General features: G+C 33.1%; 19 protein-coding genes. 4 read left to right on the forward strand and 15 right to left on the reverse strand.

The genetic code is table 11. The features are described 5' to 3' along the window. Window positions 1–135: 135 nt before the first annotated feature. The 6 genes from TD29_RS01135 to TD29_RS01160 all read right to left on the reverse strand — a co-directional run bounded on the left by TD29_RS01135 (window position 136) and on the right by TD29_RS01160 (window position 9,066). Complete coding sequence (locus TD29_RS01135; protein ID WP_040278425.1) at window positions 136–1,050, reverse strand: leucine-rich repeat domain-containing protein; 915 nt, start codon at window positions 1,048–1,050, stop codon at window positions 136–138. A 142-nt stretch (window positions 1,051–1,192) separates the two neighbouring features. Continuing rightward, entirely contained in the window at window positions 1,193–1,375 is a 183-nt protein-coding gene (locus TD29_RS01140; protein WP_040278313.1) for a CPXCG motif-containing cysteine-rich protein, read from the reverse strand. 43 nt (window positions 1,376–1,418) lie between these two features. Continuing rightward, on the reverse strand, window positions 1,419–2,738 hold the full coding sequence (locus TD29_RS01145; protein ID WP_040278314.1) for a TolC family protein: 1,320 nt from the start codon (window positions 2,736–2,738) through the stop codon (window positions 1,419–1,421). Next, window positions 2,728–5,925, reverse strand: a complete 3,198-nt coding sequence (locus TD29_RS01150; protein ID WP_040278316.1) for an efflux RND transporter permease subunit — start codon at window positions 5,923–5,925, stop codon at window positions 2,728–2,730. Before TD29_RS01150 ends, TD29_RS01145 begins: the two co-directional genes overlap by 11 nt. A gap of 5 nt (window positions 5,926–5,930) precedes the next feature. After that, on the reverse strand, window positions 5,931–7,061 hold the full coding sequence (locus tag TD29_RS01155) for an efflux RND transporter periplasmic adaptor subunit (RefSeq protein ID WP_040278317.1): 1,131 nt from the start codon (window positions 7,059–7,061) through the stop codon (window positions 5,931–5,933). 97 nt (window positions 7,062–7,158) lie between these two features. Further along, window positions 7,159–9,066 carry an ABC-F family ATP-binding cassette domain-containing protein gene (locus tag TD29_RS01160; protein WP_040278319.1) on the reverse strand — a complete coding sequence of 636 codons (1,908 nt, stop codon included), beginning with the start codon at window positions 9,064–9,066 and terminating at the stop codon, window positions 7,159–7,161. An 83-nt stretch (window positions 9,067–9,149) separates the two neighbouring features. On the opposite strand from TD29_RS01160, the gene TD29_RS01165 reads away from it, so the two are divergent. After that, the gene (locus TD29_RS01165; RefSeq protein ID WP_040278321.1) at window positions 9,150–9,542 is read left to right on the forward strand and encodes a DUF983 domain-containing protein; all 393 of its coding nucleotides are present in this window, start codon (window positions 9,150–9,152) and stop codon (window positions 9,540–9,542) included. A gap of 36 nt (window positions 9,543–9,578) precedes the next feature. Here the strand turns inward: TD29_RS01165 and TD29_RS01170 are convergent, their stop codons facing one another. From TD29_RS01170 to TD29_RS01210, 9 genes are all read right to left on the reverse strand, one after another. Then, window positions 9,579–10,625, reverse strand: coding sequence for an NAD(P)/FAD-dependent oxidoreductase (locus TD29_RS01170; RefSeq protein WP_040278322.1), 1,047 nt, complete (start codon window positions 10,623–10,625; stop codon window positions 9,579–9,581). A 139-nt stretch (window positions 10,626–10,764) separates the two neighbouring features. After that, window positions 10,765–11,664, reverse strand: coding sequence for a type IX secretion system ring subunit PorN/GldN (gene porN, locus TD29_RS01175; protein WP_040278323.1), 900 nt, complete (start codon window positions 11,662–11,664; stop codon window positions 10,765–10,767). A gap of 35 nt (window positions 11,665–11,699) precedes the next feature. Then, window positions 11,700–13,265 carry a type IX secretion system motor protein PorM/GldM gene (gene porM / locus TD29_RS01180; RefSeq protein ID WP_040278324.1) on the reverse strand — a complete coding sequence of 522 codons (1,566 nt, stop codon included), beginning with the start codon at window positions 13,263–13,265 and terminating at the stop codon, window positions 11,700–11,702. Between the two features lie 45 nt (window positions 13,266–13,310). After that, complete coding sequence (porL, locus tag TD29_RS01185; RefSeq protein ID WP_040278325.1) at window positions 13,311–13,946, reverse strand: type IX secretion system motor protein PorL/GldL; 636 nt, start codon at window positions 13,944–13,946, stop codon at window positions 13,311–13,313. A gap of 71 nt (window positions 13,947–14,017) precedes the next feature. Continuing rightward, complete coding sequence (porK, locus tag TD29_RS01190) at window positions 14,018–15,382, reverse strand: type IX secretion system lipoprotein PorK/GldK (RefSeq protein WP_449419046.1); 1,365 nt, start codon at window positions 15,380–15,382, stop codon at window positions 14,018–14,020. Window positions 15,383–15,574: 192 nt separating this feature from the next. Further along, window positions 15,575–16,741 carry a formimidoylglutamase gene (locus TD29_RS01195; protein WP_040278327.1) on the reverse strand — a complete coding sequence of 389 codons (1,167 nt, stop codon included), beginning with the start codon at window positions 16,739–16,741 and terminating at the stop codon, window positions 15,575–15,577. Window positions 16,742–16,748: 7 nt separating this feature from the next. Continuing rightward, on the reverse strand, window positions 16,749–19,271 hold the full coding sequence (topA, locus tag TD29_RS01200) for a type I DNA topoisomerase (protein ID WP_040278328.1): 2,523 nt from the start codon (window positions 19,269–19,271) through the stop codon (window positions 16,749–16,751). Between the two features lie 171 nt (window positions 19,272–19,442). Beyond that, the gene (locus TD29_RS01205; RefSeq protein ID WP_040278330.1) at window positions 19,443–19,832 is read right to left on the reverse strand and encodes a hypothetical protein; all 390 of its coding nucleotides are present in this window, start codon (window positions 19,830–19,832) and stop codon (window positions 19,443–19,445) included. Between the two features lie 82 nt (window positions 19,833–19,914). Next, window positions 19,915–20,697, reverse strand: a complete 783-nt coding sequence (locus tag TD29_RS01210; protein ID WP_040278331.1) for a hypothetical protein — start codon at window positions 20,695–20,697, stop codon at window positions 19,915–19,917. 173 nt (window positions 20,698–20,870) lie between these two features. Between TD29_RS01210 and miaB the strand changes: the two genes are divergently transcribed. Genes miaB through TD29_RS01225 form a run of 3 tightly spaced genes read left to right on the forward strand, consistent with a single transcriptional unit; the run spans window position 20,871 to window position 24,080 of the window. Next, window positions 20,871–22,313 (forward strand): tRNA (N6-isopentenyl adenosine(37)-C2)-methylthiotransferase MiaB, encoded by a 1,443-nt coding sequence (gene miaB, locus TD29_RS01215; RefSeq protein WP_040278332.1) that lies wholly within the window; start codon window positions 20,871–20,873, stop codon window positions 22,311–22,313. 12 nt (window positions 22,314–22,325) lie between these two features. Further along, window positions 22,326–22,802, forward strand: a complete 477-nt coding sequence (locus TD29_RS01220) for a hypothetical protein (RefSeq protein ID WP_040278333.1) — start codon at window positions 22,326–22,328, stop codon at window positions 22,800–22,802. 6 nt (window positions 22,803–22,808) lie between these two features. Further along, the gene (locus TD29_RS01225) at window positions 22,809–24,080 is read left to right on the forward strand and encodes a sigma-54 interaction domain-containing protein (protein WP_040278335.1); all 1,272 of its coding nucleotides are present in this window, start codon (window positions 22,809–22,811) and stop codon (window positions 24,078–24,080) included. Window positions 24,081–24,112 lie beyond the last annotated feature (32 nt).

Genomic DNA, 24,112 nt, shown 5'->3' on the forward strand with positions numbered 1-24,112 from the left:
CACCTATTAATGAAGCTATTAAACATCATAAAGTTTTTAAATTTCAGTATTCGGCATAAAAAAAACTCTCAGCACATAAAATACTGAGAGCCTAAACTAATTTAAAACTAACTATCTAATTATATTTATACGTTATTAATCGTCATCTTCCTCAGTATCCAAGGTCGCAATTGAACTTTGGTTATTGACATCTACGAAATCAAATTGCTTTAAATTTGGTAGTTTAGCTTGGAGATCTACTAACTCACCTTTAAAATCATTGTTACCTATTAGTAAAATTTTCAGGTTACTTAAACTCGCCATTTGATTTGGCAATTTTCCGTAGAAAGCATTATTAGAGATTACTAACTCCTCAAGGTTTGTTAAACTACAAATTGAGCTTGGTAACGTACCAAAAAAATTATTTTCAAAAAGACTAATAACTTTTAACCCTTTTGCATTGGATATAGTCTTTGGTAACTTACCAGACATTTGATTACTACTTAATAAAATTTCTTTTAACTTAGATAACTCACCTATTGATTTTGGCAACTCTCCAGTTAATTCATTATTATATAACTCTAATGTGTTTAAATTTTTTAACTGACCAATTGTTGATGGAATTTCACCTTGAATACCATTCATAAACAATTGTAACTTTCTTAAAGAATTTAATTCTCCAATCTCTTCTGGTAAAGGATTGGTGAGCTTATTAAACGCTACATTTAACGTTACCAATGATTTCAAATTTTTAATTGTTGTTGGAATACCTCCTGAAATTCTATTTCTAAAAAAATTGATATGTCTTAAGTGCACTAAGTCTCCAATTTCTTGAGGAATTGTACCACTTAGATTATTATATTCTAAATTAAGTCCAATAACTTTATCACCTTTTACCGTAACTCCATGCCATTCTTGAACTGGCTTATTTAAATCCCAAGTTGTACTCCATTGAGCACCATTTGTAGAATTATAAATTGCTTTTAAAGCGTCTTTTTCTAATGTTGAAACGTTACCAAAGGACAAAAAAGTAACAAAACAGAATATTAATGTAAGTCTAGCGGTTTTCATTTGAATAGATTTCGCTGAGGGAGGCATTTCTAATACGAATATAGTAGAATAACCGATATAAGACAATTTTTTTCGACGAACTGCATACCTATTTACCTAAAATAAACACAACAACCTGATTTAGAGTTAATTACAAAAACACCTACTGTTCAATATTTTGAGCATCAAAACTAGTGATTGACTGATTTTCAACCGATACCACCAATTGAATTGGGTTACAACAAATCTCACAGTCTTCTATGTATTTTTGATGCGATTGAGAAACATCAATAAGCATTGATATGGACTCCCAACAGTAAGGACACTGAAAAAAATGTTCATGCATAATGTAATTATTTTCTCTATATTCTTAAAGGTATCTTCGGAAATTAAAACTCTACATTAAGTAGTTCTCCACTTAATTGTAATACAGTTAACTCGGCCAACTTAGCATCATATTTTGCTTGATTTCGACTTAATTCTGAGTTAAGTAAATTAAGTTGTGCTTGACGAAACTCTATAGAGGTCACTTGACCTATCTTAAACTTTTCTTGCGTACGCTCAAAATTATTTTGTGATGTCTTAATATTAGCTTCTTGAACTTGAAAAATCACTAATTTATTTTGATAATCATCCCAAGCATTATTGAAATTACGCTCTATGTCTATATTGAGTTGCTCTTTTTGAAGCTTTTGGTTCTCTAGATTAATCTTGGCATTTTTAACACGTGTCAAAGTCCCACCGCCATCAAAAATATTCCAAGATAAATTTAAACCAGCAGATAATCCAGAAGTTGTACTTTGAATGGTAAACGCTAAAGGATTATCTGTAGTAGATTCATTCCAACCGTAAGAGCCTTCTAATCCTATTGTAGGTAAAAATTGAGCCTTGTTGGTTTTAATATCTAGTTGACTAATATTTATATTTCGTTCTGTTTGTAGCAAAGACACATTGTTAGCTTTGGCTTTCTCTAAAAGCTCCTCTTTATTAAGGGCTAATAAAAAACTTAAATCTGTATCTACATTATAATCGTCAACAATTTGATTTCCTAAAACTACATTTAAATCACGTTTTGTATTTCTTAATTGTTGTTTAGCATTAATAAGGTTAATACTATCATTATTAATATCAACTTCTGCGTTTAAAACAGCTAATTTAGTGCTTTGACCATAATCAAATTGATAGCCAGCTCTTATTAACCTGTCTTTTGAGATGATGAGCGTTTCTTCTAAAGCATCGGTATTTTCAGAAAGTTGAGCAACCGTATAATAGATTGAGAATAATTGTAGCATAGTAGTCTCGATGGTTTCACGAGCTTCTAATTCTGATAATTGGTGTTCTTCTTTTAAACGTTTATAATTATATAATCGACCTAAACCATCAAAAAGCGTGTAGTTTAAATTCACGGCTGCACTATATCGTCGAGTCTCAACACCTCGAGCCGTAATAACATCGCCATCAACACGCTGACCTTCAGAATCTTGAATGTCTAACGCTGCTCCAGAACTACCTGTTAACGTAGGTAAGTAACCAGAGTTTAAAATTCCGGTATTATTTTCTGCTACTTTAACTGTATTGTTTGCTATTTTAATTCCGTAGTTATGCTCTAAAGCAAGCTCTACAGCTTCATTAGTAGTTAATACTTGTTGTGCATTGGTTATTATTCCGAAGAAAAATAAAGCGTAAGCACTATATCGTTTAATGTTCATTTTCTTCTTTTTGTTCTTTAATAGCGCGTTCTACTTCTTCTTTTGAAACTTCTTTTCCTGTCGCCAACCATTTTCCGTTCTGCTTAATTGAATTACTAAAAGATAAAAATAGTGGTAAAACTAAAAGTGTTAATACGGTTGCATACGCAATACCAAAGGAAATTGAAATCGCCATAGGTTTTAAAAATTGAGCTTGCCTACTTTTTTCTAATAGTAAAGGTGCTAATCCAGCTACTGTGGTTAATGACGTTAAGAAAATAGCTCTAAAACGAGATTTCCCTGCGTCTAAAAGTGCATTGTCAAACGACATACCTTCGCGTAAATTGGTATTAAATTTCCCGATGAGAACTAAACCATCGTTTACCATAATCCCAATTAATGCAATGATTCCTAGAAGTGATAAAATATTAACTGAAAACCCAAGAAGCCAATGTCCCCAAGCAACGGCTGTTAAGCTAAAAGGTACTAAAAGCATTAATAATAACGGCTGACTATAACTTCTAAATGTGAATGCAATAACGATGTAAATTAAAAATAAAATAGGGATACCTGCTTTGGCTAAAGAACTATTTAACTTCTCTTTTTCTCTATTTTGACCTTCAAATGAGGCAGAAATGGTTGGGTATTTAGATTTTAACTCCACCATGGTAACGTCTTTTAGATCGGCTAAAATATCTGTTGTACTTGTACTAGGATCTTTTAAATCTGCAGATACTTGTATTTCACGTTGCCCTTCTAGATGGTTTATAGCAACATCTCCTCTTTCTATAGTATATGTTGCAATGTCTTTTAAAGTTACACGTTCTCCTGTTGGAGTAACAATACGCATTTCATCTAAATCGTTTATAGATGCTCTATTGGTTCTATCATAACGTACCCAAACTCTAATTTCATCTTGACCTCTTTGAAAACGTTGCGCTTGAGTACCAAAAAAACCAGAACGCACCTGACTCATTACAGTACTCAAATTTAAACCTAATAAGTAAGCACTTTCTTTTAATTCTATACGTATTTCTTTAATACCTGCCGGATCGTTATCTTCAATATCCTTTAGTAAAGGGTTTGTTGAAAGCACTTGTTTTAATTCAATTTTTGCGGCTTTAAGTTCTTCAATATTATTTCCTAAAAGCGATACCGAAACTGGGCTTCCTCCAAAATTACCTCCAGAACCAAAAATTAAACGCTCTGTACCAATTACTGGACCCACTAATTCTCTTAATCTATTTGCTACCATTGAAGATTTAATAGCATCTGGCCGTTCCTCTCCTGGTAACATATTAATTCTTAAACTAGCACTAGAGCTGCTGTTTATGGTTAAAATAGTATTTTCAAAAAGTTGTTTATCTGTACCTTTTAAATACTTCTCTGTTAATTCTTGATTTACTATAAATGATTTTTCTTCAATCATAGAAATAATTGAATCTGTAACTTTTTCATTTGTTCCGTTTGGCATATCTAATTCAATAGACACACGATCACTTGCAATAGAAGGAAACATGGTTACTCCTATAACTCCACCTCCAATGGCTCCAAAAGTTAAAATTAATAAAGCCAGAAAAATGCCTAAAGAAAGTAACTTAAAATTTAATACAAACGTAATTGTTGGTGTATATAGTTTATCTCTTAAAAAGTTCATAAAGTTGTCTCCTGCTTTATTAACTACTCTCATTTTAGAGAAAAACAATTTCATTTTAGATGGATTTTCTTCTTCCACTTTTGGCTTTAAAGCTTTAGAGTGTGCTAAATGCGCTGGTAAAATTATTAAGGCCTCTACCAACGACACTACCAAAGTAAGTATGACGATGACGGCTACTTCACTAAAAAATTCTCCAATTCTACTATCTAAAAATAAGAATAATGAAAAGGCTAAAAGTGTCGTTATAATTGCTGAAACCACTGGTGGAATCACCTCCATTGTACCATCAATCGCAGCTTCAATAGGCGATTTTCCTTTTTCGTAATGCTGATAAATATTTTCGGCAATAACAATACCATCATCTACCAAAATACCAATAACGATTATCATCCCAAAAAGTGACAATACGTTAATTGTGACATCAAACTGTGCCGCAAAAATAAACATACCCAAAAACGAGATAGGCAAGCCAAACGCCACCCAAAATGCTAAGCGTGTATTTAAGAAAATAGAAAGAAATAACAACACTAACAGCATACCAACAATAGCATTTTCTGTTAATAAATCTGTACGTTGATTTAAGGTTGTAGACAAATCCCTAACCACATCTAATTGTACATTATTATGTTTTTGGTTATACGTTTCTATGTAATCTTTTACTTTATCTGCGGAAGAAATTAAGTCTTCAGTGTTTGTACTCGTAATTGATATATTAACTGATAATTTTTGATTAAAAAATGTCGCATTTGGAGTTTCTGAAAAACGATCACGAATGATAGCTACATCTTTTAATCTAACAACTTTACCATCTGCCGAAGCCCTTACTACAATATTTGAAAGTTCATCTCCATAATACGAACGATTATTGGCACGAATGAGATACTCTTCTACATCAGTTTTTATAGTACCTCCAGTAGTTAAAATATTAGCTGTACTAACGGCTTGTGAGACTTCTAAAAATGTTAAGTTATAAGCTAATAAACTTGTTTCATTTACAGCAATTTCAATTTCTTCATCTGGATATCCTGAAATGGCTATTTGCGAAATGCCATCTATAGCTCTTAAATCGTTTTCAACCTGCCTACCAATTTGTTTTAATGTTGCTAAGGGTATATTTTCTCCACTTAAAGCAAAAGAAATCGTTTCTCGCACTGCCTCTTGTTTCGCTACAATTAATGGTTCCATTCCTGAAGGAAAAGAAGGCACTCGATCTACAGCGTTTTTAACTTCAAGCAGCATGAAGTCGATATTTTCATCTTTTTCAATTTCAACAGTAATCGTACCACTGTTTTCTTTTGAAACAGATGTTACTCTATCTATACCTTTTAAACCTTTTAAATTATCTTCTATTTTAAGCACAACACCTTCTTCGATTTCTTGAGGTGAAGCTCCTGGATAAGCAACGGTTACATTAATTATTTTAGATTCTGTTAATGGAAAAAATGATGATTTTATAGAAGACACTCCTAAGTAACCAAAAATTACAAAAGCAATAATAAAAATATTAACAGCTACATGATACTTAATAAAATATGCAATGAGTTTTCTCATGTGTATTACTTTTCTGTTGAGTTAGTATTGTCTTTAAAAGGCTTAACTAACATCCCTGCGTAAGCACCTGGAACTGCCTTTTTAAGAATAACTGTACCATTAGGCACATTTTTTAAAACCACTTTTGTGTCAGAAAAATACACTGGCTTTACATCTATAACATCTAACAAGGAATCTTTAACTACAAATATTTGTTGGGCTTCTAATAAAAGGTTTCTATCTATTTCAATAGCATCGCTTTCTTCTTTAGCATTTAAATTTGCTTCTAAATACATACCTTCTTTGAGGTTTTCGTGCTTTACTTCAATAAACGCTGTTATGGTTTGAGTAGTCGCATCAATACTTCCATTAACTCGAGACACCTTACCAATATAGGTTTCGGTATTATCTAAATTATTTAAAGTAACAGGTTCACCTACTTTAAGCAAATTAGCATACGTTTTACTTACTGCGACTTCCATTTCGTAAATAGAAGTATCAATAAATTCACCTAATTTTTGGCCACTTCTTATTAATGTACCTTCTGTAACTAATGCCTCAGTTAAAATTCCTGAAAAAGGTGCAGATATATAATACTTGGCTAAACGTTGCTCTAAATTTTTCACATTGTAATAATTAGATACAATGCTTCTTCCTGTGATAAAGTAGTTTTCTTTTTCAGAAGTCATTTCAGGAAGTTGAGGCGTTGTTTTGTTTAAATCAAAATTGTTTAGATAGCTTTGCCATTTATCAAAAACTTCAGGAAAATCCAGTCTCAAATCTGGCATAATTGCTGCAATAGAATTATACAAGTTACTCTTAGAAGATTGTACGCTTGCATAATATTCTGCAGCATCAATTTTTATTAAGGTTTGTCCAACTTTATATTCTTGTCCTGCTTTAAACAACTTACTTCCTGGCTTAAAGATTCCTTGTACTTCTGCATAAATCTCTAATCTACGTTTAGCTTCAAGACTTCCATTTGCAGCAATAACTATTGGTATAGTACTGTTTGTAACTGTATCTGTAAATACAGTTTTAACAATTTTTGCTTGTACAGGTTTGGGTTTATTTTTGTTGGCTATTAATTGTTTGGCTATAAAAAATGAGCCGACAATTAAAAGAATACCGATAACAGAAAGTATAATATTTCGCATTGATCTAAATTGGTTGAACTAGTTAGACCGCAAAAATATTAGTAAGTTTAGTCGTGTTTTGTTAATTATTCCTTAAAAAAATAAAATTGTTTACTTTCTAACTTAAATCATCTAGTTCGAGTGTAATGACTTCCCAATCAGACATTAATTTTTGAAGTTTATCTTTTTTTGCTTGGTAACGATCAAAAAAGCTTGCATCTGATGCCGTAGCATCATAATTTGTAGCAAGATCAACATCATCCTTTTTGATATCCTTTTCTAAAGCATTAATCTTAGACTCGATATTACTTAACTTATTGTTTAAAGATTTAAGTTTTTTTTGATCTTGATAGGACTGTTTACTAGTTTCCTTAGGAGTTTCTTTAATAATAGTACGCTTTTCTACTTCACGCAAATTCTCAACATTACGAGCCTCTAGGTAGAAATCAATATCACCTAAATATTCTTTTATTTTCTGGTCTTTAAATTCATAAACATTATTGGTAAGACCTTGAAGAAAATCCCTATCGTGCGAAACTAAAATCAAAGTCCCTTCAAACTTTTTTAGTGCTTCTTTTAGAACGTTTTTAGATTTGATATCTAAGTGGTTTGTTGGCTCATCCATGACCAACATATTAAGTGGTTGAAGCATTAGTTTTGCTAAAGCTAAGCGATTTCTTTCTCCACCTGATAATACACGTACATACTTTTCGGCCTCATCACCTCGAAATAAAAATGATCCTAGAATATCACGAACCTTGGATCTATTTGTTTCGTTTGCAGCATCAATCATAGTGTCTAAAACAGTTTTGCTACCATCTAGATATTCTGCTTGATTTTGAGCGAAATACCCTATTTGAACATTATGACCTAATTTTAAATCACCTTGATGCTTCAATTCTCCAACAATAATTTTTGCAAGTGTTGATTTTCCTTGTCCGTTTTGACCTACAAAAGCAGTTTTACTATCCCTTTCTATTAATAAATTAACATCTGTCAACACATGCTTATCTCCATAATTTTTAGAAATATGCTCAGCTTCAACAACTACTTTCCCAGGAGTTATAGACACTGGGAAATTTAAAGTCATCACACTGTTGTCATCTTCATCAACCTCAATACGATCCATTCTATCTAACTTCTTGATCAGCGATTGCGCCATTGTAGCTTTACTAGCTTTGGCTCTAAACTTTTCAATAAGTTTCTCGGTTTGTTCAATTTGCTTCTGTTGATTTTTCTGCGATGCTAATTGTTGGGCTTTAATTTCATTTCTAAGTACTAAAAACTTAGTATATGGTTTTGGGTAATCATAAATTCTTCCGAGGGAAATCTCAATAGTACGATTGGTGACATTATCTAAAAACATTTTATCATGAGAAACAATCACCACTGCACCAGAATAGCCCTTTAAGAAATTCTCTAACCAAATTATAGACTCAATATCTAAATGGTTGGTTGGCTCATCTAACAATAAAATGTCATTATTTTGAAGCAATAGCTTTGCCAATTCAATTCGCATTCTCCATCCACCAGAAAAGGTATCTGTTAGTTTTTCAAAATCATCGCGTTCAAAACCTAAACCTTGTAATATCTTTTCGGTTTCACCTTGATAATTATAACCTCCAATAATTTCATATTGGTGTTGGATATCATTTAAATCAATCATTAACTGGTTATAGCCTTCACTTTCATAGTCGGTACGCTCTGCCAATTCTTTATTGACAAACTCCATTCTAGCTTCTAAGGCTTTGATGTCTTTAAACGCTTCATAAGATTCTTCTAAAACCGTTCGTCCTAAAACAAAATCAATATCTTGTTTTAAAAATCCAAAACTTAAATTTTTATCTGCTGCAATTTGACCAGAATCAGGCTCTAATTCTTTAGATAAAATTTTGAGCATGGTAGATTTACCAGCTCCATTCTTACCGATCAAACCAATGCGGTCACCAGGACTTAATTTAAAGGTTATATCTTCAAATAAGTAGTCACCTTGAAATGATATGGAAAGATTATGAATATTGAGCATTTGCTACTTTTGTTACAATGAATTATCTATTAAAAACGTAAATTTGTATTTTACATACAAAGCGCAAAAGTAATCAAAAATAAATCATGTTAAAAGGAACCAAAATTTATAGCATTTTTACAGGAGCATGCCCAAAATGCCAGCAAGAGTCCATGTATGAGACCAAAAATCCTTACGTACTTGGTGATGTTTTAAAAATTAATGAGCATTGTTCTCACTGCAAATTCAAATATCGTATTGAACCTTCATTTTTTTACGGATCCATGTATGTTAGTTATGGCGTTGGTATCGCATTTGCAGTTGCTGCTTTTGTGATAAGTTACTTAATGCTTAACAGCTCATTAATGACTGCTTTTATCGCAATTGTTGTAACTCTAATTGCTTGTGGACCAATAATCATGAGATTATCTAGAAATATTTGGATTAATATGTTTGTGAGTTACGACAAGTCATTGGCAAAAAAACAAGTGTCATAGTAGATATTTTATCACTTCGGAAATTGGCCAGACGTCCTACTTTTTTAATCTTTTGATATCAATTTCAGGATCTAACAGTGTCCCTTTTTCAATATAATTAAAGAGTTGTTCGGCTACATAAGGAGATATCATCACGCCTCGTGTACCTAAGCCATTTAATATGTGTACGTTGTTGTGCTCTGGATGCGATCCTACCAACGGCCTTCTATCTTTTGTTGTTGGTCTTATACCAGCAACTTGTTTCACAACTTTAAAGTCGCACGTGATAATCTGTTTGAGTTTATCTACTAATTCGTTTTTAGCATGTTCTGTAATTCTATGTGTTTTATCCTCGCGTTCATAGGTTGCTCCAATCCAGAATAAATGGTTACCCAAAGGAACTATAAACACTGAAGATTTCATAATAAACTCCATTTGCAACTCTGGCGCTTCTATGGTTAACATCTCTCCCTTAGTTCCGTTTAGAGGCAGTTGTTTAAAAAATGGATTATGATTTACTCCAAAGCCTTCAGCAAAAACAATATGGTTTGCCTTTATATGTTTATATTGGATAAACTCTTGTTCTATTTGTAATTGATTATACTGAAATTCTTCAACTACAAATTTGTCGTGCTCTTCAAGATAAGTTCTATACGACTTCACTAGTTGAGAAGTATTTACTCTACCAGAATGTAAAACCTCCCCAAACCCAAAATTAGCATTTATATTAGGGTTCGTGTTCTTTATTAAATTAGTGGATAGAAAGTCTTCTAAAACAGGCTTATCTGAAGCAGTGAACCAATCATTTTGCTCCTCAACCGAAGTAAAACGTCTGTACACTGGTAATTGATAATCTAATTTTACATTAAGGAGTTGCTCTAGTAGCTTGTATTTTGGTAATGCTAAGTTCAGTTGGGCTTTAGCATTCCATACTTTAGTAAAGCGTTTTAAAATCACGGGATTGTACAAACCTGCAGCTACACTTGAAGATTGTTGTGAACTATTATCAAATACAATAAATGTTTTATTAGCAGCACGCAACTGCTCACAAAAAGCAATACCTGCAAGCCCATTACCAACGATGATATAATCTACTTCTTTCAATATGCTATCGATTTTAATGTAAAGATAAATAAGATCTATTTAAATCATTTAACTTTACTTAAAAGGTTCTCATTTCCGAAGTTAAAACAAAAAAAAAACGCCCACTTTAACAGTGAGCGCTTTTTATATAATTGTTGTCTTAGTAAGACCACATGTCTTGCTCGAAGTCACGAATCTTCTCTTTAATACGATCTGATTCTAAAAGTTGCATAAGCGCATTGTCTGCGATATAATCTTTAACTTCTCTATCACCATATACGTTTTCTTCTTTGTACATGTAGCCATTAAAGCGTCTTGAATTCAACAAATGATCAAAAGTCAATGGCATAGCACTGTTTTTGTTGTTGAATGCTTTCCCTTCATGTAAAACTTCTCTTGCTTCAGGATAGAATACCCAAAATAATGCGTTAGGCAATTTTTGAGTTTCATCTTCAGAATCTAAGAAGTTAACATCTGGAGCAGCTGGTGCGATACCAAGAATTCTATATTTCAATTCTCCGTGACGCTTATCAAAATACCAAAGGCCTTTAATTAAATAAGCACTAATATGGTAAGCTTCAATGTTTGTTGTTGTGATATACTCAGGATCTACATAGCCATCTGCATTTAATTGATCGTAACCAATATCTAAAGTATCTACTTTAGTTGTGATGTCTTTAATCTCCTTTTGAGTTCTTTTTTGTGAAAAATAAGAATCGTTATACACATTAGTAATTTTACCATCTTTAACTCCTTTAATCAAGGTATGATATAAAGAACGTCTTTCTCTACCGATATTATTAGTATCTACTGGAAAGTATAATGGAAAATTTACACGTTCGTCTAAAACAACTTTCTCCCAAGTCATTCTAGAAAACAAAATGTCTCTATCATCAACATAACCATATTCTAACGGTTTGTCATAATCTAATGCTAATTGCGCTTCAGTTTTAACACCAACCTCTGTAGGTTTTTTGGCATTTAAAAGATTAGCTTGAGAACACACATTAGATGTGATACAAACTGTGGCAATGATTGATAATAAAAATTTATAATTCATCTTTTTAATTTTAATTTGGGTTATATACTCGAAAATTAGTTCGTTAGAGTAATAATAATTGGAGATGCAGGTTTAATTGCAGGTCCATTACTTCTTGATTTAATATCAAATATTTGAACTTGAGATCCACGTTTAGCACTACTTAATGCAGACTTTGCAGCACCATTAAGTCTGTTACCAGAACATGATACTGAAGGCTTCCCTTCTACTTTAATTTTGAATCCAGTTACTGTTAACGGTAAATCAAAATCAAAATCTTCTAAGACTGCTTCAACTTTACCTACAGCAACATTGTTTCTTGGTAATTTAGGATCAGACTTACCAGCCATTTGACCAGAAGGTTTAGGAATATCCTTAATTCTAAACACTGCTTTATCACTAACTCTTGTACCATCATCAAGTGTAGCTGTTACATTAATCGTAACTTCTCTACCCGACGTTGGAACCATACTGTATTTACCAGTACCTGAACCTTTTTTCAATCCAGATCCAGATGCCGAAACTTTATTATCTGGTACACCAGCAAATGAGATTGTCATTGGGTTTACAACACCACGATAAACAACATTCATTTTATCTGCAGAAATAGTTGCAGAGTTTGGACGTGGTACTACTACATAGTTAGCATCAACGATAGGAATTTCTAATTCTTTACCACCTTCAATAAATGTAAATTTACCTTCAATGTTATGTTCTCCTACTGCTCCAACATTAAAATCTAATCTCGCTGCACCTGAAGAATCAATAGCTTTAGACAAATCAATTTGTTCACCTTGAACTGTTAATTTTGTAGGTGGAACGTTAGCATATTTACCGATTACAATTCTACCTTGAAACTTTTCACCTGCGAAAAATGCAGATTTGTCTGCTAATACAATAGCTTTATAATTATTAAGAGATGTTGCCTCTATAGCGACATTACCTAAAAATAAATTCAACATATTTGATTCAGCAACTTTAATATCGTTTTGTAAAGCTGTTAACTTAGTATAAGAAGCTATAGCAGGAAATCCTTGAAAATGGTAAGGTAACCAATCTATCTTCTTATTATCTTTATTAAGCTGTTGTTCTGTACTAAATGTACTTTGAAAATTCTCACTAGTACCTCTGTAAGACTCATCTGTAGCTAAAATAGCCGTGATAGACTCTTTATACTCATTGATTTGAGCCATAACTTCTTGACCTTTTTTAGTCAATCTATCACCAGTGAACCAAGCTTCATCTAAGATATCAGTCTTATCCATTGCTTCAAATGGTAATTTCCCTGTTTCTGGATCTACTTTATAATCACCTTCTCTTAGCAAGTCAGTCTTTAAAGATTCAATATATTTATAAAATTTATCAGAAGCAATTTGCACTTGTTGAGCTCTTGCTGCTGGAACTTTAAATTCAGCAGGATTTTCCCCACCTTTCTCAATTAAATCTGTTAATAGAGCTTCATTTCTATCAGAAGATTTTTCATTTGCATCTGCAAACTTAATCTCCATTAAACCGAAAGCAGACAATACTTCTTTCGACATGTTCATAGCCATCATCGCAATGAAGACTAAGTACATTAAGTTAATCATTTTCTGCCTTGCAGATAATTTTCCTCCTGCCATGTTAATTAGTTTTTTTAGTTGTTAATATTATAGTTAAAAAACTAATTAGTTTTTGTTCATTGCAGTTAACATTCCTCCGTAAACACCATTTAAAGATGATAAGTTAGATGCTAAAGATGACATTTGTTCTTTTAATTTCTCTGCATTAGCAACAGATTCTTCGTTAATTGTAGCTTGACGACTAGCAGCTTCCATTTGTACTTTATAAAGACTATTTAAAGACTCCATTTGAGCAGCAGCTAAAGTCATTTCTTCACCATACTTCTTTTGAGATGCCATAGCATCAACAGTTGGGCTAATTCCTTTTGCAGCACCTTCAAAATTTTTGATACTGTTACCAAGACTTGCCATTAACTCACCATCAATTTTAGCATCTTTTAATAAGTTGTCTAATTTTTTTGACAATAAACCTTCAGCATCTTTAGGCTCTTCTTTTTTAGCCTTTCTAGATGTAACTGCTCCTCCAGCTAATTCAGGATAAACTAAAGACCAATCTAAATCTGATTGTTGTCTTTCAAATGCAGAATATGTAAATACCAAGGCTTCAACAATCATCCCTATAGTTAAAATCAACGAACCTCCTGGCCAGTGTTGAATTTTAAATAAAGCTCCAAGTATAACGATTGCAGCTCCAAGTCCGTAGACCATATTAGCGATTGTGATTTTTCCTTTCTGTGCCATAATGTGTTTGTTTTTAGTTTTTTAAGTTAGTTGATAACTTAAGTAGATTAATATTTAGTTTAGTTAATTGTTTAGTTTGTTGCTGCATTTTTGGTTACTTCTGTCCCCATATAATCTTGAACAGTTCTAAAACCAATATAGCTTCTTGCAGAATCAGCATATTCGTAATCTCTAGAACTTACTTGTAAGAAGTATGCAACATCTTTCCAAGAACCACCACGAACTACTTTACGTTCGTTATCTGGATTGTTCACGTTTGGATTAAACGATGCCATATATTCATATGAAGCAGCGTCATAAGACCCTTGTACCCATTCTGAAACGTTTCCAGCCATATTATATAAGTTGAAATCGTTTGGTTCATAAGCATCAGCCTCTACAGTATATAAAGCTTGATCTGCTGCATAATCACCACGTAATGGCTTAAAGTTTGCCATAAAACATCCTCTATCATTTTTAGCATAAGGTCCACCCCAAGGGTAAGTACCTCCTTGTAATCCACCTCTTGCAGCATATTCCCATTCTGCTTCAGATGGCAATCTATAAGAATTCACAAAATGATTTCCTTTTGATTTTCTATAAGCGTTATGATACAAAGTTCTCCATTGACAGAACGCTTTAGCTTGTTTCCAAGAAACACCTACTACTGGATAATCACCATAAGCATCATGCCAGAAATAATCATTGTGCATTGGTTCATTATAAGAATAAGAGAAATCTCTAATCCAAGCAGTTGTATCTGGATACACTTTCACCTCTTCTGTAACGATAACATCACTACGCTTTAAATCTCTGTTTTTAGCAGCTTTTTGGATATCCATGTATTTGTATTGGAACTTAAACTTAGTTACATCCCAAGTACGTTGACCATTATAAGATTCTTCAATAGGAAGATACATAGTATCCATTACCTCAGCATAATATTCATCTGGGTAATCTGCTGTATCAAAAATCAAATCAACATCTTTGTTCAATTTTTTCCCTTCGTAGCCTGTAGGTCCTAAGCCACTGTAGTTGTTGTCCATGTATTTTTCATACACAGTCATTTCTTCAGGGTCTGCACCTTGAAATGCAAATTCTCCAATACCTCCATTTCCAGGAGCTTCACCAATTTCGTCAGCTAATATTGCCAATTTGGTGTAGATCGTAGAGTCTCTTACCCATTCTACGAATTGACGGTATTCACTGTTAGTGATTTCAGTTTCGTCCATGTAAAAGGCTCTAACTGTTACGGTTCTAGTTGGAGCATCTTGCACTCCTGCTAAATCGTCATCAGATTTACCCATAATAAATGCACCACCTGGTACTAGCGTCATACCGTAAGGTTTTTCTGGGTGCCATTTCTTTCCTTTAACACCTACGAGTTGTCCTCTGTCTCCAGAGTTACAACTTACCATAAGGGCTAAAACAGTTGTCAATAAAGCAAACTTCTTAATATTCATAGAAACTTGAGGTTAAATTATTTAGTTGTAATTATGTGTTAATTCTTGTACTTAATTTTTTTAAGGATGTAAACATATTTATATATATTGATAAATCCAATTTTTTTTCAATATTTTTTACACTTAATCCCAAAAAGTTAACATTTCATCGATTAAAGAAATGTTAAATTTATCATCTCATCGATATTATACACCATTCTTCTTATAAGCCTTATACCAACGTTCTGGTATTTTACCATGACTTGCCTCTTTATAATCTTCGTGCGTGCATGGTAATAACGTATGCTTTTTTAATTTATTATTAACATTTGGCAAAAAAGGTATTTCAATCCACCAACGTCCAGTTTTTAAACTTTTATAAAATATTAATTCTTCATTTTCAATCAATACATTATATTTTTGATGAGAATTAGGGTTAGAAAAAATATCATCATTGACTCTACAATTATAGCCTTCTATAAAATACCAAATTATTTGTGATATTAACATAGGTGTTGCATCTAATTCATTGGTAGATTTAAACTCATAAATACCAAATGACGATACTTTATTACTAATACCAGCGTATCTTGAAATCGTACATATTTCCTTGCCATCTAAACCATTAGGTGAAAATTTCTGCTTAGCGCCTACTTCAGAAGCTCTCACAGATTTCAAATCTAATGTGACAATGTGCGCATCTCTCATTACAGGTTCTACCAAATTAATTGCATGAGTAACTTCGCCTAATCTGTAAGATTCGAAGTAGAGTTTCTCCATTAAATCAATTTCCTCTTGCGAATTAAAGTAGGTTTGGTAACCGACAACAGAATAATTAAACAGGTTGTATGGTTGTTCTAATATCACTTTTCCGAGGAAACTATTATTTTTCATTTCTACGGAAGCGTCACCAAGATCAAAATTAGAATCTACGTTGACAATATTTACCATTGGTGACATGGTATCGTAAGCACGGTAATTAGCATATGTTAGATCTTGACTTCCTCCTATTATTATAGGTATCACTTTTTGCTCTATTAAAACTGAAATGATTGTACGCAAGGCGTAATATGTGTCTTCAATCGTTGCACCTGCAGGAATATCTCCCAGATCGGCAATACTAGCATGCCAATTTCCAGGAAATAATGCATATAATGACGTTCTAATGGTGTCGAAATTTAATTCTTCACCCATATAATTGACATCATTACGATTTTCCTGTACACCTATAATGGCAAGGTTAACTCCTTTTAAGTCTGGAATACCTTCTTTAGCAGAATGAATTTTAATTTTTTTCCCTAATGCTTGCTCAGACAATAGTTCGTTATGAGCTAAAACCGAATCAGATACAGGAGATAAAAAATTAAAATTCATGATTTACTTATTTCTTAGTAGTTGTTTTCTTTTTAGCAGTTGCTTTCTTTTTTGGTGCTGCCTTTTTCTTTGGCGCTTTTTTCTTTGGCGCTTTCTTTTCTATTTCTGCTTTAGCTTCTTCTAAAGTCATATCTGTAACATCGACCGTTTTAGGAAGCTCTACTTTTATTTTACCTTTTATAATATTGTGTCTTCCCCATCTTGCTTTTTCAACACAAATTCCTTCGTCTTCCCAATTGTGAATGACTTTATCAATTTCCTTTTGAATTTTTTCTTCTACCAGTGTTACAATATCATTGTCAGATAAATTATCCCAATCATATTTTTTGTTAACATTGATAAACATGCCGTTCCATTTAATAAAAGGCCCAAAACGCCCTTTACCTTTTTGAACCGGTAAATCTTTATACATATAAATTGGCGCATCGGCTTTTTGCTTCTCTTTAATAAGCTCAATGGCCTGATCCATTTCTACATCTAAGGGGTTGGTACCTTTTGGAAGTGACACATATGCTTTACCAAATTTCACGTATGGCCCAAAACGGCCATTGTTTACCTCAACAGGTTCGTCTTCATAGGTCCCTAAACTTTTAGGGAGTTTAAACAAATCCATTGCTTCTTCATACGTAATTGTAGTTAATTGTTGATCTGGTGATAAACTTGCAAAGGTTGGTTTTTCTTCATCATCAACAGTTCCTATTTGAACCATTGGACCAAATTTACCTAAACGCACACTTACTTGCTTGCCAGATTTAGGATCTGTACCTAAAATACGTTCTCCAGATTCTCTTTCTGCATTTTCCTGAACATCAACAACAACAGGATGAAATCCTTTGTAGAATTCTTTCATTATTTTTTTCCAATCCTCTTTACCTTCTGCGATTTCATCAAAATCGGCCTCTACTTTAGCGGTAAAGTTATAATCTAGGATATTTCCGAAGTGATTCACCAAAAAGTCGGTCACAATCATACCAATATCGGTAGGAATTAGCTTGCCTTTATCGCTATTCACTTTTTCGGTTAAACTATTATCTGTGAGTTTACCGTCTTGTAATAAAAGTTGCGTGTACTCACGCTCAACACCTTCGTTAGATCCTTTTTCTACGTAATTTCTATTTTGGATTGTAGAAATAGTTGGTGCATACGTTGACGGTCTACCAATACCTAATTCTTCTAATTGTTTTACTAGAGAGGCTTCTGTAAAACGATAAGGTGCGCGAGAAAAACGTTCTGTTGCTGTAATGAAACTATTTAACAATGTCTCATTAACTTTCATAGCTGGCAACATCCCTTCTTGCTCTGTATCTTCATCATCTGTACCTTCTAGATAGACTTTTAAAAAACCTTCAAAAGTAATGACTTCACCATTAGCCGTAAAGGTTTCTTTGTGTGTTGAGGCGTCAATCTTTACGTTGGTACGTTCTAATTGTGCATCACTCATTTGAGACGCAATAGCTCGTTTCCAAATTAAATCGTACAGTTTTGCTTGGTCGCGTTCAATATCTACAGAGTGCTTTTTAAAATCTGTAGGTCTAATGGCTTCGTGAGCTTCTTGAGCACCTTTAGATTTCCCTTTATATTGTCTTGATTTACTATATTTCTCACCATAAGCAGCTTCAATTTCTGCTTTTGCGCCTTTACGAGCTTCATCAGATAAATTTACACTATCAGTTCTCATATAGGTAATCAAACCAGCCTCATATAATCGTTGCGCATTTTGCATCGTTCTACTCACCGAAAACCCAATTTTTCTGGAGGCTTCTTGCTGTAATGTTGATGTTGTAAATGGTGCTGCTGGTGATTTTTTTGCTGGTTTTTGAGTTAAATCAGCGACTTTAAAATCTGCATTTGCATTAGATTCTAAAAATGCATAAGCTTCTTTTTTTGTTTTAAAGTTCTTCGGAAGCTTAGCTTTGAATGATTGTCCGTCTTCATTTGAAAATTCAGCATCAATTCTATAGGATGCTTCAGGTGAAAACTCAGTAATTTCTCGTTCTCTCTCTACAATTAATCGTACTGAAACAGATTGCACACGTCCTGCCGACAAACCACCTTTAACCTTTCTCCATAATACTGGAGACAATTCATACCCTACAATTCTATCTAATACACGACGTGCTTGTTGTGCATCTACCAAATCATAATCAATATCTCTTGGGTTTTCAATAGCGTTTTGAATAGCGCTTTTCGTAATCTCATGAAAAACGATACGCTTTGTTTTTGCTTTATCAAGCCCAAGTGTTTCAGCTAAATGCCATGCAATTGCTTCCCCTTCTCGATCCTCATCACTTGCTAACCACACAACATCTGCTTTTTTTGCAAGATCTTTTAGTTTTTTAACAACATCTTTTTTATCTCTAGAAACTTGATATTTGGGATCAAAATCACCTTCTACATCAACTCCTAACTCCTTTGAAGGCAAGTCTGCAATATGTCCAAAACTAGATTCTACTTTAAAATCTTTACCAAGAAATTTCTCTATGGTTTTGGCTTTTGCTGGTGACTCTACAATGACTAAATTCTTCGGCATACATGATTTTTTGAAGCTACAAATGTATGAGAAAAATAAGTTATGTTCCTAATTTATGTGTGTTTCGATTGTAATTTGTCTTAAAAAAGCGTTATTTCATCTATCAAAAAGCATAAAAAAAGTCTGAACCAAATCCAGACCTTTACATCACTATATAACCGAACAAATCACTTAATAGGTATAAGTAATTGGCTCTTCAAAACCTTCAATATTTAAAATAATTTCGTTACTACCTTCTATTTGAATTGGTGTGACATCAAATGAACGTTGTTGAGTAAATACAGCTAAACAAACTTCATCATTACTTAATACAAATTTTAAATACCGTTGCTCTGGTGAGGATTCTGCAACTGTGCCTGAATCTACCATTACCATACTCCATGAATTCCCATCACAGCCACTGGCTTCAATAGTAATAGACAAACAATTATCTACAATAACAGCTTCTGTTAGGGTATAAAAATCAGAAGTTGCAGTGTCATAAAACCCATTATCTACAACTACAGTTTGATCACAAGGCGTTGTACTATTTAAATCGTCATCATCACATTGTGTATTCATGAATAATAATGTGAAACAAAAAAAAGAGATAATAATTTTAGAAATTTTCATGCGTGTTATTTTTTATAAGATGCAGAATTAATTAAAAGGTTGCGTCATTAGGGTTATTAATTCCTATTTGTTTGACTTCATTAACATTTTCATCAAAACCAATTACCTTTTTATAGATAAAGTATAAAGGAATTGCCGCGAATGAAGCTGTCGCAAAAATCCCAACACCACACATTAGCATACCAACCATTTGCGCCAGCCATCCTGATACTAAAGTAACACCAAATGTGATTAGCCATTTTTTATTTCCTAATTCAAAACTAGCTTTTATAAGATTAGAACTAGATATTTCTGGATTAAAAGCATAGATAACAACTAATAAATTAAGTGGTACCATCACGTAAATTAGCGGAAACACACATAATAGCATGGCTAACAAACCAATCCCAAAATAGGCTAATGATAAGCCAATAGTTTTTGAGCGGTAAGGTTTCCGAAGAAAAAAGAGGTAGTCATCCTTAGCTATTATACTTAAATCCTTTTGGCGCATAATTCTATACAAACCAGCCTTTAACCCAAATGTCATCACGAGCATAACAAACATAAAACAGACATATATAAGCATTAATACAATAACAAGAATAAATTGCCAGCCTCCAATAAAACCTGGACTTTCAGCACTCATAATTGAGATAAAAAGCACTGGAACATATATAACTATCACGAACGGAATAATAATTGCAAACATAATTAGGATCATTAAAAATCCTTGAAGCCAAACTTTTTTAAAAAGTTCAATACTTTCATTTAAAAGATCACCAAAATCGAGTTGCCTTGCATGGCTAATTTTGTGTTGAATTTCTGCAAATAACATAATTATTTCTGCTTTGATTATTTTATCAAATAAAGTAAATTAAAATGCATCTTCAAAACAAAATCTACTATGACACTTTGTCACAGTCTTTCAAATTATAGTATCTTTGCATGTTTATTGACTACTAAAATTTAAATTGACTCTTCTCAATATTTTGAGATTGCACACTATATATGGATAACACTATTGATGAAAGCAAACAGGGTAACAACCTTGTATTAGAACAAAAAGAAGGAAACAGCAGAAAACTTTTTATAGAAAGTTATGGCTGCGCTATGAATTTTAGCGATAGCGAAATTGTAGCTTCCATACTTTCTGATCAAGGTTTCAACACCACACAAAGTCTCGAAGAAGCCGACTTGGTTTTAGTTAACACCTGCTCTATTAGAGATAAAGCAGAACAAACCGTTAGAAAACGTTTAGAAAAATACAATGCCGTAAAACGCATTAACCCAAAAATGAAAGTTGGTGTTCTTGGTTGTATGGCTGAGCGGTTAAAAACTAAATTTTTAGAAGAAGAAAAAATTGTAGACCTCGTTGTTGGACCAGATGCTTACAAAGACCTACCTAACCTTTTAGCTGAAGTTGACGACGGTAGAGATGCTATTAATGTCATACTATCTAAGGACGAAACTTATGGCGACGTTTCTCCAGTTAGGCTGAATACCAATGGTGTGTCTGCACTAGTTTCTATTACGCGTGGTTGTGATAATATGTGCACGTTTTGCGTGGTACCTTTTACACGAGGACGCGAGCGCAGCCGAGACCCTCAAAGCATTATAACAGAAATTAATGATTTATGGAGCAAAGGCTATAAAGAAATCACGCTTTTGGGTCAAAATGTAGATAGTTATTTATGGTATGGTGGCGGACTCAAAAAGGATTTCACAAAAGCCAGTGACATGCAAAAAGCAACTGCAGTTCATTTCCCGCAATTACTAGAAATGTGTGCCATGGCACAACCCAAAATGCGCATTCGATTCTCTACTTCTAATCCGCAAGATTTAACACTAGACGTTATTCATACCATGGCAAAATATGATAACATTTGTAAACACATTCATTTACCAGTACAAAGTGGAAGTAATCGCATTTTAAAAGAAATGAATAGATTACATACGCGAGAAGAATATTTTGAACTCATTGATAATATTAGACGTATTCTCCCAGAATGCTCTATTAGCCAAGATATGATTGCTGGTTTTCCTACGGAAACAGAACAAGACCATCAAGACACCTTAAGTTTAATGCAATACGTTAAGTATAACTTTGGATTTATGTACATGTACTCTGAACGTCCAGGAACTTTAGCAGAACGAAAATTAGAAGATGATATACCAGAAGATGTTAAGAAACGACGTTTAGCAGAGATTGTGCAATTACAACGTGAACTTGGAGCAGAGCAAATAGAAAAATACATAAATACCACAGTTGAAGTCCTTGTAGAGCGTGAGTCTAAAAAATCAAACCAGCAATGGTCTGGTAAAACCTCACAGAATATTGTTGCTGTTTTTCCTAAAGAACATTATAATGTTGGAGATTTGGTTAAAGTCAAGGTGCTAGATTGTACTAGTGCGACTTTAATTGGAGAGGCTGTTGGGTATTCAAAAAAATAAAACTTTATAATTATGAATCTGAAACATATACTTATAATTTTCTCAATTTTTAGTTTCTATAATGCTTCTGCACAGTTTGAACCAAAACTTGACAAGGTTTATAATGGAACTCTTGCCATAGAAGGCAATAGAATGATTAATAACATTTCAATTCACCTTTCATTTGATACCGATTCTATAATTAAAAAATTTAGTACTGATTATGGGTCATATAAAATTGTTGAGAATAAAACTACCAACAATGTTATTTATAAATGGAACGCTATTACTAATAAAAAATGGTCAAAAAAACCAATCAACATTTACATAACAACAAATTATCTTGGTAAAGTAGCAAAAACCAATAGTAAAACTGAGGTTATTAAAACAAAGCCAGTGATTATCATTTATAGTCTTGACAACGACCATAATGACGTATTAAAATCACCAAGAAAACGATCTAAGCTGAATAGTTACTTTAAAAAAATGATTAGATCAATCAAAAAATAAAATCACATGGAAAGCATTCAAGCCATAAAACAACGTTTCGGAATTATTGGAAACGACCCAAAACTTAATAGAGCGATTGAAAAAGCAATCCAGGTTGCACCCACAGACATTTCGGTATTAGTAACCGGAGAAAGTGGTGTTGGTAAAGAAAGTATTCCAAAAATCATACACCAATTATCGCATCGTAAACATGGTAAATACATTGCTGTAAACTGTGGTGCAATCCCAGAAGGCACTATTGACAGTGAACTTTTTGGACATGAAAAAGGCGCTTTTACAGGCGCAACATCTACACGTTCTGGGTATTTTGAAGTGGCAGATGGTGGCACCATTTTTTTAGATGAAGTTGGAGAATTACCATTAACAACTCAAGTGCGTTTACTACGTGTTTTAGAAAATGGCGAATTTATAAAAGTAGGGTCTAGTAAGGTTCAAAAAACAGATGTGAGAATTGTAGCTGCAACAAACGTCAACATGTTTGAGGCCATTAAAAAAGAAAAATTTAGAGAAGACCTTTATTATAGACTTAGCACTGTAGACATTAACATTCCACCACTTCGTGAGCGAAAAGATGATATTCACTTATTATTTAGAAAATTTGCCAGTGATTTTGCTTTAAAATACAAAATGCCAACCATCAAGCTAGAAGATGATGCAGTACCTATTTTACAAAAACACCGTTGGAATGGTAATATTCGTCAGTTGCGTAATGTAGCTGAGCAAATTTCAGTGTTAGAACAAAATCGAACAATTAACGCCTCTACCTTACATAGCTATTTACCTAGCGGAAGCAATAACTTACCTGCTGTAATTAATAATTCGAAGTCTGAAAGCGATTTTAGTAACGAAAGAGAAATTCTATACAAAGTACTTTTTGATATGAAAAGTGACCTAAATGATCTCAAAAAGTTAACCATGGAACTTATGAAGAGTGGTAACGCTGCTGAAGTAGAAAAAGACAATGAAAGTTTGATAAACAAAATCTATGGTGACAAACAAAAAGAAAATTATACTGACGAATTCGAGGATTTAGAAGTCATGGCAATTCCTGAGAAAACCGAAGATCATTTTGATCCTGAAGACAAAAACCAAACACTAGACAAATATCATTTTGCCGAAGAAATAGAAGAGGAAGAAACCTTATCTTTACATGATAAAGAATTAGAACTAATTAAAAAATCTTTAGAGCGTCACCAAGGTAAACGCAAACTTGCAGCAGCCGAGTTAGGTATTAGCGAACGAACGTTATATAGAAAAATTAAGCAGTACGATTTATAAATAATAACCAACCTACGATTTATGATTAGTTT

This window comes from Psychroserpens damuponensis, assembly GCF_000826655.1.
GTDB lineage: Bacteria > Bacteroidota > Bacteroidia > Flavobacteriales > Flavobacteriaceae > Psychroserpens > Psychroserpens damuponensis.